Genomic DNA, 16,753 nt, shown 5'->3' with positions numbered 1-16,753 from the left:
AAGTCGAAGTTCGACAACCTCTATGGCTGCAAGGAATCGCTGGTCGACGCGATCCGTCGCGCCACCGACGTCATGCTGGCGGGCAAGGTCGCCGCGGTCGCCGGTTTCGGCGACGTGGGCAAGGGCTCGGCCCAGTCGCTCCGCAACGGCGGTGCGCGCGTGCTCGTGACCGAAATCGACCCGATCTGCGCACTGCAGGCGGCAATGGAAGGCTTCGAGGTCGTGACCATGGATGAGGCCGTGAAGCGCGCCGACATCTTCGTCACCGCCACCGGCAACGCCGATGTCATCACCGCCGATCACATGAAGGCGATGAAGCCCATGTCGATCGTCTGCAACATCGGCCACTTCGACAGCGAGATCCAGATCGCCGCGCTGTCGAACTACAAGTGGACCGAAGTGAAGCCGGGCACCGACCTGGTCGAGTTCCCGGACGGCAAGCAGATCATCGTGCTCGCCAAGGGCCGCCTGGTGAACCTGGGCTGCGCCACCGGCCACCCGAGCTTCGTGATGTCGGCCAGCTTCACCAACCAGACGCTGGCGCAGATCGAGCTGTGGACCCGCGGCGAGCACTACAAGAACGAAGTGTACGTGCTGCCGAAGCACCTCGACGAGAAGGTCGCGGCGCTGCACCTCGAGAAGCTGGGCGTGCACCTGTCGAAGCTGAGCGAGAAGCAGGCCTCCTATATCGGCGTGCCGGTGGAAGGCCCGTTCAAGCCGGATCACTATCGCTACTGATCCGATCGATCGAAAATGATCCGGAAGGGGCTCGGCGGTTGCCGGGCCCCTTTTCGTTTGCGCTCGGATTCGCCTAAGGGTGGGACGATGGTTGTTGGGCGTCTCTTCCGGTGATTGTTCTCTCGCAGAGCAGCGCGGCCGTTGCAGGCGCGGTCGTCGCCTTTGTGCTGATTGCGGCGATCTGGGCGCTCTATGCCGGACTGGCCGCGCGGGCCGCGGCGCGCACCGCCTATGAGCAGAACCGCCGCCTGCTGCGCTTTTCCCGCACCTCGCCGGCGCTGCCGATGCTGGTGCGCGCCGACGGGCGGATGGAGATGTCGCCGCGGCTCGCCACCTGGCTCGGACTGGACGGGCCGGTCGAGTCGCTCGCCAAATTGTCGCAGAAGGATGCGGGACTCGAACCCGAGGACGTGACGTTGCTCGGCGAGCAGATCGAGGCGGCGCAGCGGGCCGGCCAGTCCTTCCGCCTGTCCTTGCCGGTGCGCGGATCGGAGCGGACGCTGCTGGTACTCGGCGAGCGCGCCTCCGAAGCGGTGGAGACGCCCGGCAGCGTGCTGCTCTGGGTGCTCGACGCTACCGATGCCCAGGCCGAGGTGGGCGGGCTGGAGCGCGAAGCGGATCGGCTGCGCGCTGCCTTCGATGCGCTGACCGCGCTGATCGAGGCCGCGCCGATGCCGATGTGGTATCGCGGGCCCGATCTGCGGCTGTTGATGGTCAATACCGCCTATGTCTCGGCCGTCGAAGGCCGCGACGCGGAAGATGTGGTGGCGCGCGGGCTGGAGCTGGTCGACGGCGCCGGACTGGGCGGGCCGCTCGCCAACGCCGCCATCGCGCGCGACACACAGGAGCCGCAATCGGCGGCGATGCCGGCCACCATCGCCGGCGCTCGCCGAATGCTCCGCCTCCACGACGTGCCGCTGCCCACCGGCGGGATCGCGGGCTTCGCCGTCGACATCGAGGAACTGGAGCGTGCGCGCGGCGGCCTGAAGCGCTTTGCCGAAGCGCAGCGGGCGATGCTCGATCGCATGTCTGCCGGTGTCGCGCAGTTCGGTTCGGACCGCAGCCTCGCATTTTGTAACCAGCCCTTCCGTCGCCTGTTCGCGATGAAGAACGAGTGGCTGGCCGATCGCCCCGAATTCGATCGCGTGCTGGAGCGGATGCGCGAAGCGCGCAAGCTGCCCGACGTGCGCGACTTTCCCCAGTGGAAGGCCGAGCGTCGAGAGTGGTTCACCGCGCCGGAGGCGGTGGAGGAAAGCTGGAGCATCGGCACCACCCATCTGCGCGTCGTCGCCCAGCCGCTGCCGGAAGGCGGCCTGCTGCTGATCTTCGAGGACCAGACCCAGCAGTTCGAGCTGCAGCGCGAGCATGGCGAGATGCAGCAGGTGCGCACCGCCACGCTGGACAGTCTGGCCGAGGCGGTTGCGGTGTTCGGCAAGGGGCGGCTGCAACTGTGGAACCGCAAGTTCCGCCAGGTCTGGAGCTTCGAGGACGGCTTTCTCGACGGGCATCCGCAGATCGCCACGCTGGTCAAGACGGCGGGTGCCAAGCTGGTCAACCCGGCGCGCGCCGAGATCATCGGCGACCTGATCCGCCTGGCCGCCAAGGATCGCCAGCAGCGCGGCTCCAGCATCACCTTCGCCAATGGCCGGCATTTCGACATCGCGGCGGTGCCGCTGCCCGACGGCAACGCGCTGGTGACGATGCTCGACACCACCGATCGCCAGCGGGTGGAGCGGGCGCTGCGCGATCGCAACGAGGCACTGGAGGCGGCGGACCGGGTGCGCACCGCCTTCGTCGCCAATATGAGCTACGAGCTGCGCACGCCGCTGACCTCGATCAAGGGCTTCGGCGAGATGCTCCAGGGCGGGTTCGCCGGCAAGCTGAGCGCCGACGGCAAGGAATATGTCGAGGCGATTCTGATGTCGGTGGACCGGCTCGGCGGGCTGATCGACGACGTGCTCGATCTGACCCAGAGCGAGGGCCAGCCGATCGCGCGCGAGACCGTCGACGTCGAACTCGCCGCGACCAGCGCGGCGGACGTGATCGCGCCGCTCGCCAAGGGCAAGGCGATCGAGCTGGTGATCGAGGATGCCGGGACGGCCGGCGTGGTGCAGGGCGATGCCCGCCGCATCCGCCAGACGGTGGAGCATCTGCTGCGCCATGCCGTGTCGCATACCCCGGAGGGCGGCCGCGTGCTGCTCCATCTCGACGGCAATGCGCGGGTGGCGCGGGTGATCGTGAGCGACGACGGGCCCGGCATGGCACCGGAAGCGGTGGCGCGGGCGTTCGACCGGTTTGCCCAGGTCGGCACCTCGCGCGGCGGCGATCGCGCGCTGGGGCTGGGACTGCCGCTCGCCAAGCAGTTCGTTGAGGCGCATGGCGGGCGAATCGAGCTGATCTCCGAGCCGGGGCAGGGAACGCTCGTCACGGTGGAGTTGCCGCGCGGATGAGTGCGCGGGTCCAGCCATGCTTGGCAAGCGCTCGGTGTCACCAATTCAGCACCCGTCATCCCTGCGGAGGCGGGGATCCATTGGCGCTGATGCTGCGGTTCTTTCCTAAAGCGCCCAGGCGAATGGATCCGCGCCTTCGCGGGGATGACGAGGGTTGTTGGAAGAAAGGCATTGCGAACGCATGACTGCCGAAACCATCCTGCTGCACTCGCTGGACGAGGCCCTGGCGCTGGGTGCGGCGCTGGCGGCCGTGGTTGGCCCCGGTGACGTGATCGCGCTGTCCGGTCCGCTTGGCGCGGGCAAGACCAGCATCGCGCGCGGGCTGCTCGCCGCGCTGGGGCTGGCGGGCGAGGCGCCGTCGCCCAGCTTCGCGATCGTCCAGCCCTATGACCCGCCCGAGGTGCGGCTGCCGGTGCTGCACGTCGACCTCTACCGGATCGAGGATCCGGAAGAAGCCGAGGAACTGGGGCTGGACGATGCGCGATACGATGCGTTGCTGCTCGTCGAATGGCCCGAGCGGCTGGACGACGACTATTGGCACGACGCCTTGTGGCTTACGCTGGACGTCGCGGCCGACGGCACCCGTCGCTTGACAGCGCGCGTGCCCTCGGCATGGGGAGGCCGATGGCCGTTGACATGACTCCGCCGCTTGCGGCGCCCGCCTTTCTCGCCTCCGCCGGTTGGGGCGGGGCAGATATCCTGCCCGTCGCCGGCGATGCCTCGTTCCGCCGCTATTTCCGGGTGGTCGACGGCGGCCGCAGCGCGATCCTGATGGATGCGCCGCCGCCGCACGAGGATCCGCGCCCCTTCCTCGCGGTCGCGCGCTGGCTGACCCGCAACGGCTTTGCCGCGCCCGCGATCCTGCACGAGGATCTGGCGCAGGGCCTGGTGCTGCTCGAGGATTTCGGCGACGTCCGCCTGCGCGAAACCGTCGATGCCGAGCCGGCGCGCGAGCTGGGCCTGTACGGGGTGGCGGTGGACCTGCTGGTGCAGCTGCATGACGCCGAGGCAGGCGTCGATGCGCCCTATGATCTTGCCGTCTACCAGCGGGAAGCGGCGCTGTTCGTCGAATGGTATTGCCCGGCCGTGGGGCTGGAGGTCGATACCGCCGCTTATCGCGACGCCTGGGACGCGGTGCTGGCACCACTGCTGGCGGGGCATCGCCCGGTGACGGTGCTGCGCGACTATCATGCCGAAAACCTGATGCTGATCGACGGCGGCGAGGGGCTGGGCCTGCTCGACTTCCAAGACGCGCTTGCCGGCCATCCCGCCTATGATCTCGTCTCGCTGCTCCAGGACGCCCGGAGGGACGTGCCGGAGGCGACCGAGCTGGCGATGCGCGATCGCTATCGCGCGGCGACCGGCGCGGGGGAGGCGTTCGACATGGCCTATCACGTGCTCGGCGCGCAGCGGAACGCCAAGATCCTTGGCATCTTCACCCGGCTGTGGAAGCGCGACGGCAAGCCGCGCTATCCTGCGCTGTGCCCGCGCGTCTGGCGCTATCTGGAGCGCGACCTGGCCCATCCGGCGCTGAAGCCGGTGGCCGACTGGTTCGCCGCCAATGTGCCGCCCGAGAAGCGCGGGGACCCGATGCAGGTGGCGGCATGACGATCTATTCGCTTCGCCCGCAGCCGGCCGCCCCCGTGCCCAAGACGGCGATGGTGATGGCCGCCGGCCTCGGCAAGCGGATGCGTCCGCTCACCGTCACCCGCCCCAAGCCGCTGATCGACGTGGCCGGCAAGCCGCTGATCGACCACGTCTTCGATCGGCTGGGCGCGGCGGGCGTCGAGCGCGCAGTGGTCAATGTCCATTATCTTGCCGACCAGCTCGAGGCGCATCTGCGCGCCCGGGTAAAGGGCATGGAGCTCTGCATTTCCGACGAGCGCCGCCAGTTGCTGGAGACCGGCGGCGGGCTGGTGCAGGCGCGGGAGATGCTGGGCGACGCGCCTTTCCTGTGCGTAAACAGCGACAATCTCTGGGTCGATGGGCCCAGCGACGCGATCCGGCTGCTGTCGGCCCAGTGGGACGACGCCAGGATGGACGCGCTGCTGCTGCTGGTGCCGCTGGCGCGTGCCGCTTGCCACCGCGGGCAGGGGGACTTCCGGCTGGATGCGTTCGGCCGCATCACCGAGCGGCGCAAGCCGGGCCGTCTGGCGCCCTTCGTCTATACCGGCGTGCAGATCCTCTCGCCGCGCGTGATCCGCGACTGGCCGGAGGGGCCGTTCTCGACCAACCTGTTCTGGAACCGCGCAATGGAGGCCGGCCGCCTGTGGGGCGCGGTGCACCAGGGCCTGTGGTTCGACGTCGGCTCGCCCAAGGCGATCCGCGAGACCGAACTGGCGCTGGCCGAACTCTGAGTTGCTTCCCTATCCTCCCCCTGGCGGGGGGAGGTGTCGCCAAAGGCGACGGAGGGGGAGGATACCAGAACATCTCGAAACTTCGTGCATCCTCCCCCTCCGTCAGGCTGCGCCTGACACCTCCCCCTGGCGGGGGAGGATAGGGCTGCTTCGAAGGTTGCACTCGTTGCTCCAACATCGCTAAGGTTCGCGCTCCGTTCCCCTTTCTGTCGAGCCGGATGCCGCACGCCCTCCACCTTTATACCATCCCGCCGCATCGTGCCTTTGCCGATGCGCTGGCGATCGGGCTGATCCGCCGCTTCGGGAGCGACCCGCTGCGGCTGGCGCGCGGCGTGGTGCTGTTGCCGAACAACCGTGCCAAGCGGGCGATGCAGGACGCCTTTGTCCGCGAGAGCGGCGGCGGCCTGCTGCTCCCCCGGCTGGTCGCGATCGGCGATCCGGAACTCGACGAAGCGGTGTTCGAGACGGTCGACGATGCCGAGCCGGTGCCGCCCGCGGTCGATCCGCTCCAGCGCCGGATGATCCTGGCGCGGCTGCTCCAAGCGCATGACGCGCGGCTCGATGCGGCGGAAGCGGTGCGGCTGGCGGGGGATCTGGGCACCACGCTCGACCAGTTGCTGGTCGAGGAGGTCGCGCCGCAGCGGCTGCGCGATCTGGAGCTCGGGCCCGAGCTCTCGGCGCATTGGGAGCGCTCGCTCGCGCTGTTCGAGATCGTGCTGACCCGCTGGCCGGCAGAGCTGGTAGCGCTGGGGCGGGTCGACCTGCCGGAGCGACGGCGGCGGCTGCTCGACCGCGTCTCGGCGCGCTGGAAGGCGATGCCGCCGGGCGGCTTCGTCTGTGCCGCGGGCATCACCACCGCCGCGCCGGCGATTGCGCGGCTGCTGCGCGTGGTCGCGGGGCTACCCGAGGGGATGGTCGTGCTGCCCGGCCTCGCCACCGCGATGGGCGACGAGGAATGGGGGGCGCTCGGGCCGCACCAGCCGGATCCCGTCACCGGCCGGCGGCGCCGCAACCTGGAGACTCACCCGCAATTCCACCTGAAGCTGCTGCTCGACCGGATGGGCGTGGGGCGCGGCGAGTTCCAGCAATGGCGCGTCGCCAGCGAGCTCGACGCGCCGCCGGCGCGCAGCAAGGCGATCGCCTCGGCCATGCAGCCGCCCGAACTCACCCATCACTGGTCCGGCCTGCCGGCCGGCGAGCGGCGGCTGGACGGCGTCCGCGCGCTCGAACTGGCGACGCCGGCCGAAGAGGCGCAGGCGATCGCGCTGGCGTTGCGCGAGGCGCTGGAGACGCCGGCGCGGACCGCCGCGCTGGTGACGCCCGATCGCGCGCTCGCCCGACGCGTGGCGGCGCATTGCGCGCGCTGGGGGATCGCGGTCGACGATTCGGCCGGCCAGCCGCTCTCGCTGACGCCGCCGGGCACGCTGCTGCTCGCGCTGGCGGACGCCGCGGCGCAGGCCTTTGCGCCGATGCCGCTGCTGACGTTGCTCAAGCACCCCCTGGTACGGCCGAACGACCGGGCCGCGTGGCTGGACGGTGCGCGGGCGCTCGATCTCGCCCTGCGTGGGCCGCGGCCGGCGCCGGGGCTTGCCGGGGTTGACGGCCATCTGGCCGACCAGAGCGGGCGCGAAGGGGCGCTCCGTCGAACGGCCGCTGGCTGGTGGGAGCGCGCGCGGCCGCTGCTCGCCCCGCTGGAGAATGTGTTTGCCGGTGGCGCACAGCCGCTTGCCAGGCTCGTCGCGGCCCTTCGCGAAACCGCGCAGGCGCTGGGCGGCGACACGCTGTGGAGCCGCGAGGACGGCCGCGCCGCCGCGCTGCTGCTCGACGATCTGGAGCGGGAGGCCGCGCATGGTCCGGCCCTCGCCGAGCCGGACAGCCTTCCGCCGATGCTCCGCACGCTGATGGACGAAGTGGCGGTGCGGCCGCCGCAGGGCGGGCATCCGCGGCTCGCCATTCTCGGCCTGATCGAGGCGCGGCTGCACAGCGCCGACCTGATGATCCTGGGCGGGCTCAACGAGGGCGTCTGGCCCGGGCTGCCGGCGCCGGACCCCTGGCTCGCGCCGCGCATCCGCGCCGAGCTGGGTCTGCCGGGGCTGGAGCGACGGATCGGTGTGTCGGCCCATGATCTCGCGATCGGCCTGGGCGCGCGGGACGTGCTGCTCACCCGCGCACGCCGCGACGCCAGCGCACCGACCATCGCGTCGCGCTTCTGGCTGCGGCTGGAGGCGCTGTCGGGCGGCCTGGAGCGGCCGGACGATCTGGCTGCCTGGATCGCCGCGATCGATGCGCCGGGTGCCTTCGCCCCGGTCGCGCGGCCGGAGCCGGCACCACCGGCGAAGGACCGGCCCAGGGTGATCTCCGTCACTGAAGTCGACCGGCTCAAGGCCGACCCCTATGCCTTCTACGCCCGGCGGATGCTTCGGCTGCTGCCGCTCGAACCCGTCGATGCCGATCCCAGCGCAGCCTGGCGCGGGACGGCGGTGCACGACGTGCTGCAGAAGTGGTTCGAGGAAGACGATTGCCGGCCCGACCTGCTCCGCGCGCGTGCCGAAGCGATGCTGGCCGATACCCGCACCCACCCGTTGATCCGGGCTTTGTGGCAACCGCGGCTGATCGAGGCGGTCGACTGGATCGCCGGCGAATTGGCCGGGCAGGGGCCGAAGGGGCGCAAGGTGCTCGCGGTGGAGCGGGACGGATCGATCGAATTTGCCGGCGTCACGCTCCGCGGCAAATTCGATCGCGTCGACCGGCTCGCCGACGGCGCGCTCGCGATCGTCGACTACAAGACCGGCCAGCCGCCGAGCACCCGCGCGGTGAAGGCCGGGTTCAGCCTGCAACTGGGTCTGCTGGGCCTGATCGCCGAGCGTGGCGGGTTCAAGGGGATCGAGGGCAGCGCGCGCTGCTTCGAATATTGGTCGATGGCGCGCAATCCGAAGAGTGGCGGGTTCGGCTTTATCGACTCGCCCGTCGATCCCAAGAAGCGCGAGCCGGTGCCGGCCGAGAACTTCGTCCCGATCGCCGCCGAGCATTTCGCCGCGGCCGCGGGCGAGTGGCTCACCGGCGACCGCCCCTTCACCGCCAAGCTGGTGCCGGAATTTGCGCCCTATGCCGAATATGACCAGCTGATGCGTCGGGACGAATGGTATGGCCGTGAGTGAGGCGCGTCGACCTTGCGCTCCCCTCCCGCTTGCGGGAGGGGCTGGGGGAGGGATTGACGTGGTAGAAGCGCGGCGACCGTTCAGCCCCTCCCCCGACCCCACCCGCAAGCGGGAGGGGAGCGATCACGCCAATCGTTGGGATACACGCACATGAGCCGCAGCCCCGCCAAGCTTCACCCGCTGAAGGGGAACCAGAAGCGCGCCAGCGATCCCACCCGGCACATCTGGCTGTCCGCCTCGGCCGGTACCGGCAAGACGCAGGTGCTCGCCGCACGGGTGTGGCGGCTGCTGCTCGCCGGCACCGATCCCTCGGCGATCCTGTGCCTTACCTTCACCAAGGCCGGCGCCGCGGAGATGTCCGAGCGGATCACCGGCCGGCTTGCCTATTGGGTGCGGGCGAAGGACGAGGAACTCGCCGCCGACCTGGCGGCGCTGGGGGAGAGCATCGGCCCCGAACGCCGCGCCACCGCGCGTACCTTGTTCGCCAAGGTGCTCGATGCGCCCGGCGGCGGCATCCGCATCCAGACGATCCACAGCTTCTGCCAGTCGCTGCTCGCCGCCTTTCCGATCGAGGCGGGGCTGGTCCCCGGCTTCCGGCCGCTGGAGGCGCGCGAAGAGGCGGTGCTGGCCCGCGAGACGCTGGCGGAAATGCTGGTCGACGCGCGCAGCGAGGGACGAGAGGGCGTGATCGACGCGATCGGCGCGCTCAGTCTGCGGCTCGGTGAGGGCGGGGCGGAAGGGTTCCTGCAGGAATGCGCGCGGGCCGGCGACGCGCTCGAGGCGCTGCCGAGCGGCATCCAGCCCTGGCTGCGGCGTGCCTTCGAGTTACCCGCTGGTGATATTCGAGAATCGCTCGCAACAAGCTGCGGCGACGACCAGTTTGATGTGCGAACGCTACGCAATATCGCCTCGGCGAACGCTAGCTGGGGTACCGCGCGCGGCCTCGAACGCGCCGACATGATCGCTGCCTGGCTGGCACGGTCGCCGGAGCAACGGGCGGAGACGCTGGCCGATCTCCACCTCGTCTGGGCCACCGCCAAGGGCGACCCGCGCAGCTTCGCCAAGGGACAGGCGCCGCAGGATCCGGACTATGCCGAGGCAGCGCTGCGGCTGCACGGCCGCTGCGGCGCGCTGCTCGCGATGCAGGTGCGCGTCGCCTATGTCGACCTGCTCGCGCGCGGGCTGGAGGCGGGCCGGGACTATGCCCGCGCCTATGCCGCTGCCAAGCGTCGGCTGGGCGCGGTGGACTTCGACGATCTGATCGGCCGCACCATCGCGCTGCTCGGCCAGCCGGGCATGGGCGAATGGGTGCGCTACAAGCTGGACCAGGTGACCGAGCATGTGCTGATCGACGAGGCGCAGGATACCAATCCTCGGCAATGGGCGATCGTCTCGGCGATGGCCGACGAGTTCTTCGCCGGCGAGGGCGCGCGTGGCGACCGGCTGCGCACCTTGTTCACCGTCGGCGACTACAAGCAGGCGATCTTCGGCTTCCAGGGGACCGACCCGATCTTCTTCCAGGCGGCGTTCGAGCGCTTCAAGCGGCTGGCGAACATCCAGACCGACTATGAGGCGGAACTGCGCGAACTGGAGCAGCTGTCGCTCACGCACAGCTTCCGCTCGACTCGGCCCGTGCTGGAATTCGTCGATACCGCGCTGGGTCTGCTGCCGGCCCCCGGTATGGGGCCGATGAGCGACAGCGAACCGCATGCCAGCGAAGTGCCGGGCCCCGGCACGGTGACGCTTTGGCCGCCGGTGATCGAAGGCGGCAGCGATGCCGATGAAGAGGAGTGGATCGGCGACGCCACGCGCGCGCTCGCCGCGCGCATCGCGCGGGCGATCAAGGGCTGGATCGGCACGCTGCCGCTGTCTTCCAAGGGGCGCATGCTCGCGCCCGGCGACGTGATGGTGCTGGTCAAGCGGCGCGGCGAGCTTGCCTCGCTGATCGTCGCGCGGCTCTATGCCGAAGGGGTGCCGGTGGCGGGTGTCGACCGGCTGCGGCTCAACGCGCCCCTGGCAGTGCAGGATCTGCTCGCCGCGATCCGCTTCGCGCTGCAGCCCGAGGATGACCTGTCGCTGGCGGCGCTGCTGGTGTCGCCGCTGATCGGCTGGACCCAGGACGAATTGATGGCCGCAGCGGTACGGGAGCGCGGCGGGCTTTGGCGGCATCTGCGGGAACGTCAGCCGGCGGAGCGACTGGCGCCGCTCTATGACCTGCTGCGCCGCGCCGATCTCGCGACGCCCTATCGCTTTCTCGAAGAGATCCTGTCGGGGCCGATGCAGGGGCGCCGCAAGCTGCTGCTGCGGCTTGGCGAGGAGGCGCGCGATCCGATCGAGGAGCTGCTCAACGCCGCGCTCACCTTCGAGACGCGGGCGACGCCGTCGCTCCAGCGCTTCCTCGACTGGTTCGATCGCGGCGATGTCGAGATCGTCCGCGACGCGGCCCAGCCGCAGCCGGCGGTGCGGGTGATGACGGCGCACGGTTCCAAGGGATTGCAGGCGCCGCTGGTCATCCTCGCCGACGCCACGGTCGATCCGACCCGCAGCCCCCGCAGCTTTCTGAAATGGGCGCCCGAGGGGGAGGAGAAATTCCCGATCTTCCGCCCGCGCAGCGCCGAGCGCGACGGTGCGCTGGCGGAGGCGCTTGCCGAGGCGGATGCGCGCGAACTGCAGGAGCATTGGCGGCTCTTCTATGTTGCCGCGACGCGCGCGGAGGAGCGCCTGGTGATTGCCGGTGCGCTCGGCCCCCAGGCCAAGGGTGTGCCGCCCAGGGCAAGCTGGTATGCCGCCAGTGCCGCCGCGCTCGATGCACTGGGGGTGACCGAAGACGAGACCGGCGTGCGCGATTTCCACGGGGTGGTGCCGCAGGCGCCGGTACGGACCGTGGCGCCCTCGACGTCGAAGCCCGAGACGCCGGTGCCGACGGCGCCCGGCTGGCTCCATGCCCGGGCGCCCGAGGAAGCTCGGCCGCCGCGGCCGCTCGCCCCCTCCTCGCTGGGTGACGACCGCGTCGCCGACCCGCCGCCGGGGCCCGCGCTACGCGCCGCCGCCGAGCGGGGGCGGCTGCTCCACGCGCTGTTCGAGCGGTTGCCGGGCGTTGCGCCCGACGCGCGGCGGTCGTCCGCGGATCGCTGGCTGGCGGGTGCGTGCGGGATCGTCGATCCGGCGGAGCGCACCGCGCTCATCGACGCGGCGCTGGCGGTTACCGAGGATCCGCGCTTCGCCGAGCTGTTCGGCCCCGATGCGCTCGGCGAAGCGCCGATCGCGGCGGTGGTGGCGGACGGCGTGGTCGTCTCGGGCACGGTCGATCGGCTGGTCGTTCGGCCGGACCGGGTACGGGTAGTCGATTTCAAGACCGGGCGGCGGGCGCCTGCATCGCTCGACGATGTACCGGGCTACCATCTGCGGCAGATGTCGGCTTATGTCGCGGCGCTGCGGGTGATCTTCCCCGACCGTGCGGTAGAGGCGGCGCTGCTCTATTCGGCAGGGCCATCCTTCTATGTGTTGCCGGAGGATCTTCTCGACGCGCACAAGCCCGGCTACGGGGGCTAGGAGCAAAGTTTGGGCCGGTGCGCTTGAGCGGCGGCCCCGGCATCCATAGATTGCCGACCGACACGATATTCAGGAGATAATGACATGGCCACTCTGGCGACCACCGACGCCAATTTCGAAACCGACGTGCTGCAGGCCGACAAGCCGGTGATCGTCGATTTCTGGGCAGAATGGTGCGGCCCGTGCCGCATGATCGCCCCGGCGCTCGAGGAGCTTTCGGAAGAACTGGCCGATCGTGTGCAGATCGTGAAGATCAACATCGACGACAATCCCGATGCCCCGACCAAGTACGGCGTGCGCGGCATTCCGACGATGATCCTGTTCAAGAACGGAGAACAGGCCGCCACCCAGGTCGGCGCGCTGCCGAAGAGCGGCATCAAGCAGTGGATCGAGCGCGAGATCTGATCGCGTTCCGCTTGGCCCCCCACTCGACAGCGGGTGGGGGGCAGGGGCGTCAGCCGTACAACAACTCCGTCGCGCGCTTGCCCAGCTCCAGCGTCGACGCCGCGACAATGCCGATACCCTCGTCGCCGATCCGGTAGGCGCTGCCGTCCCAGCGGCCGACATAGCCGCCCGCTTCCGTCAGGAACAACACGCCGGGAGCGTGATCCCACACCAGCGTCCGCCGGAACACGGCAATGTCGTTCTGCCCCAGCACCAGCCGCGGATAATTTTCGGCCGCGCAGCGGGGAAGCGGCACCATCTCGAACCCCGCCGCGAAGCGGGCGGCGCGGGCGGCATGCTCTTCCTCCGACTGTCCGACCTTCGACACCGCCGCGAGCGGGCGCGCGGCGCCGCTGGCGCGTGCGCGCACCGGCGCATCGCCCAGAAACGCACCGCCGCCCAGCACCGCGTGACACATCCGATCGACGACCGGATCGTAGAGCCAGCCCGCCTGCGTCACGCCGTCTTCGACCAGCGCGATCATGATGCCGAAGGGCGGCTGGCCGGAGGCGAAGTTGGCGGTGCCGTCGATCGGGTCGATGATCCACGCGCGGGCCGCCGTCGCCTGCTCCATCAGCGCCGGATCGGCGGCACAGGCTTCCTCGCCGACGATCACCGCGTCGCCGTCGATGGCGGCAAGCCCTTCGGTCAGCCGGAGCTCGGCCTCGCGGTCGGCGACCGTCACCAGCTCGCCGGGCGTCTTCTCCAGCACCTCGTGCGTGGCCAGATTGCGGAAGCGGGGCATCACCACCGCCTCGGCCACGGTGCGCATCAGCAAGGATACGGCGGCGTGGTGGCGATGCATGCGGTCAGCTCCGATAGTCGGCGTTGATCGAGATGTAGCCGTGGGTGAGGTCGCAGGTCCAAACCGTCGCGCGGCCCTCGCCCAGGCCCAGGTCCACGCCGATCTCCACTTCCTGCCCCTTGAGATGGGCGGCAACCGGTGCCTCGTCATAGCCCTCGACCGCGAGACCGTCGTGCGCCACCTGGGTGGTGCCGAAGCGGATGGCGAGCTTGTCGCGCTCGGCGGGCTCACCGGCCTTGCCGACCGCCATAACCACGCGACCCCAATTGGCGTCTTCACCGGCGATCGCGGTCTTCACCAGCGGCGAATTGGCGATCGACAAAGCGATCCGGTGCGCGCTGCGGTCGCTTTCCGCACCCTCGACGGTGATCTCGATCAGCTTCTGCGCGCCCTCGCCGTCGCGGACGACGAGAAGGGCGAGCTGGCGGCACAGATCGGAAAGTGCAGCGCGGAAGGCATCGGCGCCGTCATCCTCGTCGCTGGCGAGTGGCGCATTGCCGGCCTTGCCGGTGGCGAAGGCAAGAACGGTATCGCTGGTCGAGGTGTCGCCGTCGACGGTGATGCACGAGAAGCTCTTGCCGTTCGCATCGCTCAGCGCGCGCTGGAGGAACACCGGGTCGACCGCGGCATCGGTGAAGACATAGCCGAGCATCGTCGCCATGTCCGGCGCGATCATGCCCGAGCCCTTGATGATGCCCGCCAGCGTCACCGTGCGGCCGTCGACCACGGCCGTGGTCATCGCGCCCTTGGCGAAGGTGTCGGTGGTCATGATCGTCGCGGCGGCCTGCTCCCAGCTGCACGGCTCTGCCGCATAGGCGGCGTCGAGCCCCGCCTCGGCCTTGTCGATCGGCAGCGGTACGCCGATCACGCCGGTGGAGGAAACGAACACGTCGGAGGGATCGCAGCCGAGATGCTGGGCGGTGCGGGCGGCGATCGCCTCGACCGCGGCGCGCCCGCGATTGCCGGTGAAGGCATTGGAATTGCCCGCATTCACCACCAGCGCCCGCGCCTTGCCGAGCGGCAGCGCCTTGCGGCACCACTCCACCTCGGGCGAGGGGCATTTGCTGGTCGTCAGCACGCCCGCGACGCTGGTGCCTTCGTCGAGCGTGACGAAGGTCAGGTCGCAGCGATCCCAGTTCTTGTACCGCGCTCGCGCGACGCGCAGCGTGACGCCGGGGATCGCGGGCAAGGCGGGGAAGGGGAGCGCGAGCGGGGAGGTGCTGGTGGACACGGGGATGCCTCCGGTTAAAGTGCGGCGCGTGCTTCGTGCATGGGGGGACAAAGATCAATGCTTTTGGTGATCGCGCTGCTGGCGGCGCAGGCGCAGGACGTACTTTCGCTGACGCGGGCCAAACCCAGGACCACGACGCCCTGGCTCACCAATGACGATTATCCCGCCGCCGAGGCTCGGCAGCATCATGAGGGCACGGTGGGATTTACGCTGCTGGTGGACGAAAGCGGCCGGGCCACGAAGTGCGACGTCACGGCCTCCAGCGGCTATCCCGGGCTCGACAACGGCGCCTGCTTCCTGCTGATGCGGCGCGCGCGCTTCGATCCCGCCCGGGATGCCAGCGGCAGGGCGGTGGCGTCGACCTTCCCCGGTCGCTTCACCTGGCATCTGGGGAACGCCAAGCCGACGCGGAACGGCGTTGATGGCGCGGCCGGCTCCGAACCTCCGCCCGCACCGGGGGTGCTGGAGGTGGCGGTGGCGATGCTGCCCGCAAGCTACAAGCAGCCGGTGAAGGCCCAGGTCCGCTTCGGCCCGAATCATCGGGTCCGTGAATGCACCATCGAGGAATCCAGCGGCAATGCTTCGGTCGATTCGGCAGCCTGCACGCAGCTGCGGACGCTGGTCGTCGCTTCCGCGGGAAGCAGCGTCGATGCGGCGGAGTATGTCGTCCCGTTTCACGTCGAGCCGGGTGCAAAGCACTGATACGGTGCATGTGTGACGATTTGGTCGTTATGGGCCGGCGGTTGCCGGATCGCGATTGGAGGGAGTTCGTGTCATGCTTTTCGGGATCGCTTTGCTGGCGATGCAGTCGCTGGATAACGCAAAGGTGGCTCAGCCGCTGAGGCCTCTGACCAGTCCGGGTAGCTGGGTGACGGACGATGACTATCCGGCAACCGCCGCGCGGCAGAATCATCAGGGCACCGTCGCCTTTCAACTGACGATCGACTCCTCCGGATTTCCTGCGGGTTGCAGCGTAACTCAATCGTCCGGCTTCGAGGAACTGGACCAGCAGGTTTGCAGTCTGATGGTGCAGCGCGCCCGCTTCTCGCCTGCGCGCGATGCAAGCGGCAAAGCGATCGCCGCTCCTTACAAAGGGCGCTTCACCTGGCGGATGCAGCAGGACGAGACTGTCTTCCGCCCAGGCTCGAACCGCGCCGAGTTCGAACTGTCCCCGGACAATGTGCTGCGTACCTGCCGCGTAGGTGACAAGGTCATCGAGACGATTGGCCAATCCTGTGGTGCGATGACGATCGGCAATATGGCCGGCAATCTCGCCGCCTATGGTACCGGCAAGCATCGTCGCCTGACGATGGAGCAGCGGTCCGAGATCGGTGGCCAGCACCCGCTCGTGTACGATATGCCCGGCGAGGTGAAGATCGCCAAGCGAGCGGCGCGGTTCGAAACGGATGCAGCAGGCACGCGGGTAAAGTGCGAAGAGACTGTGGAAACGCCGGGCATGTCTTCCAGCCTGTCGGCGCCGGCGCCACTTTGTCCGGGCATTCCGCAGAGCTTTGCCGGGCAGCATCTGGCTCCCGGCGGCAAGGACGGGCCGCTTTCCGGCAGCATGGTCATCGCCACTTCGTGGAAAGAACTGCCCTGAACAAGGACCAACCCACGCAGCTTTTGATTAGACGAAGCGTGCATCGGTCCCTATGTGTCGTGCGTTGCGGCCCGCACGCTGCGACGTCATCACCGTGTAACCCAGGGTTTCGCTTGGAACTGCTGCTGCTCCTCACTGCGCTTTTCGCGAGCCTGACCGGCGTGTCGGGCGAGCGTGGGCTGCGTCCGATGCAGGGGGTGGCGGTGGTGCGCGTGGCGGAAGCGGCGCAGGCGGCGGTTGCTCCCTCGCGCGCGATCGTGGCGGCTGCGGCCGTGCTCCCCGCGCCGGTGCACGTCATCGCCCTGCCGGTGTTCCATCGGGCCGCCCCGCCGCGGCCTGCGCTTCGCCTCGCCTTCGAGCAGCGGCGCGAATAGCTTCTCCGGCCCGCCTGCCGGGCCGTCCTTCCTCCCGTCGCCGC

Annotated in this window: 13 protein-coding genes; 11 read left to right on the top strand and 2 right to left on the bottom strand. The window is 69.7% G+C overall.

Annotated features, from left to right (window positions below; translation table 11 throughout):
- The 8 genes from QZ814_RS02095 to trxA form a co-directional block, all read left to right on the top strand.
- On the top strand, positions 1-738 hold a 738-nt coding region (locus tag QZ814_RS02095; RefSeq protein WP_294329418.1), incomplete at its 5' end, for an adenosylhomocysteinase.
- A gap of 110 nt (positions 739-848) precedes the next feature.
- Positions 849-3,188 carry a PAS domain-containing sensor histidine kinase gene (locus QZ814_RS02090; RefSeq protein ID WP_294329417.1) on the top strand — a complete coding sequence of 780 codons (2,340 nt, stop codon included), beginning with the start codon at positions 849-851 and terminating at the stop codon, positions 3,186-3,188.
- Between the two features lie 181 nt (positions 3,189-3,369).
- Positions 3,370-3,828, top strand: a complete 459-nt coding sequence (gene tsaE, locus QZ814_RS02085; protein ID WP_294329416.1) for a tRNA (adenosine(37)-N6)-threonylcarbamoyltransferase complex ATPase subunit type 1 TsaE — start codon at positions 3,370-3,372, stop codon at positions 3,826-3,828.
- A complete protein-coding gene (locus tag QZ814_RS02080; protein ID WP_294329421.1) occupies positions 3,825-4,796 on the top strand; it encodes a phosphotransferase in 972 nt (323 codons plus the stop codon). The genes tsaE and QZ814_RS02080 overlap by 4 nt, the downstream gene beginning before the upstream one ends.
- A complete protein-coding gene (locus tag QZ814_RS02075) occupies positions 4,793-5,545 on the top strand; it encodes a nucleotidyltransferase family protein (RefSeq protein ID WP_294329414.1) in 753 nt (250 codons plus the stop codon). Before QZ814_RS02080 ends, QZ814_RS02075 begins: the two co-directional genes overlap by 4 nt.
- 218 nt (positions 5,546-5,763) lie before the next feature.
- Positions 5,764-8,703: a double-strand break repair protein AddB gene (addB, locus tag QZ814_RS02070; protein ID WP_294329413.1), complete on the top strand. Its 2,940-nt coding sequence runs from the start codon at positions 5,764-5,766 to the stop codon at positions 8,701-8,703.
- Between the two features lie 150 nt (positions 8,704-8,853).
- The gene (gene addA / locus QZ814_RS02065; RefSeq protein WP_294329412.1) at positions 8,854-12,255 is read left to right on the top strand and encodes a double-strand break repair helicase AddA; all 3,402 of its coding nucleotides are present in this window, start codon (positions 8,854-8,856) and stop codon (positions 12,253-12,255) included.
- A gap of 84 nt (positions 12,256-12,339) precedes the next feature.
- Positions 12,340-12,660 carry a thioredoxin gene (gene trxA / locus QZ814_RS02060; protein ID WP_294329411.1) on the top strand — a complete coding sequence of 107 codons (321 nt, stop codon included), beginning with the start codon at positions 12,340-12,342 and terminating at the stop codon, positions 12,658-12,660.
- A 49-nt stretch (positions 12,661-12,709) separates the two neighbouring features.
- Here trxA and QZ814_RS02055 read toward each other — a convergent pair whose 3' ends face one another.
- Entirely contained in the window at positions 12,710-13,504 is a 795-nt protein-coding gene (locus QZ814_RS02055) for an inositol monophosphatase family protein (protein ID WP_294329410.1), read from the bottom strand.
- A gap of 4 nt (positions 13,505-13,508) precedes the next feature.
- Positions 13,509-14,735 carry a bifunctional glutamate N-acetyltransferase/amino-acid acetyltransferase ArgJ gene (argJ, locus tag QZ814_RS02050; protein ID WP_294329409.1) on the bottom strand — a complete coding sequence of 409 codons (1,227 nt, stop codon included), beginning with the start codon at positions 14,733-14,735 and terminating at the stop codon, positions 13,509-13,511.
- Positions 14,736-14,792: 57 nt separating this feature from the next.
- Between argJ and QZ814_RS02045 the strand changes: the two genes are divergently transcribed.
- The 3 genes from QZ814_RS02045 (at position 14,793) to QZ814_RS02035 (ending at position 16,709) form a co-directional block, all read left to right on the top strand.
- Positions 14,793-15,437, top strand: a complete 645-nt coding sequence (locus tag QZ814_RS02045) for an energy transducer TonB (protein WP_294329408.1) — start codon at positions 14,793-14,795, stop codon at positions 15,435-15,437.
- A gap of 73 nt (positions 15,438-15,510) precedes the next feature.
- The gene (locus tag QZ814_RS02040) at positions 15,511-16,335 is read left to right on the top strand and encodes an energy transducer TonB (RefSeq protein ID WP_294329406.1); all 825 of its coding nucleotides are present in this window, start codon (positions 15,511-15,513) and stop codon (positions 16,333-16,335) included.
- A 113-nt stretch (positions 16,336-16,448) separates the two neighbouring features.
- A complete protein-coding gene (locus QZ814_RS02035; protein ID WP_294329404.1) occupies positions 16,449-16,709 on the top strand; it encodes a hypothetical protein in 261 nt (86 codons plus the stop codon).
- Positions 16,710-16,753 lie beyond the last annotated feature (44 nt).

Source organism: uncultured Sphingomonas sp. (assembly GCF_913777625.1).
GTDB lineage: Bacteria > Pseudomonadota > Alphaproteobacteria > Sphingomonadales > Sphingomonadaceae > Sphingomonas.
This window is presented reverse-complemented; position numbering and strand designations above follow the sequence as displayed.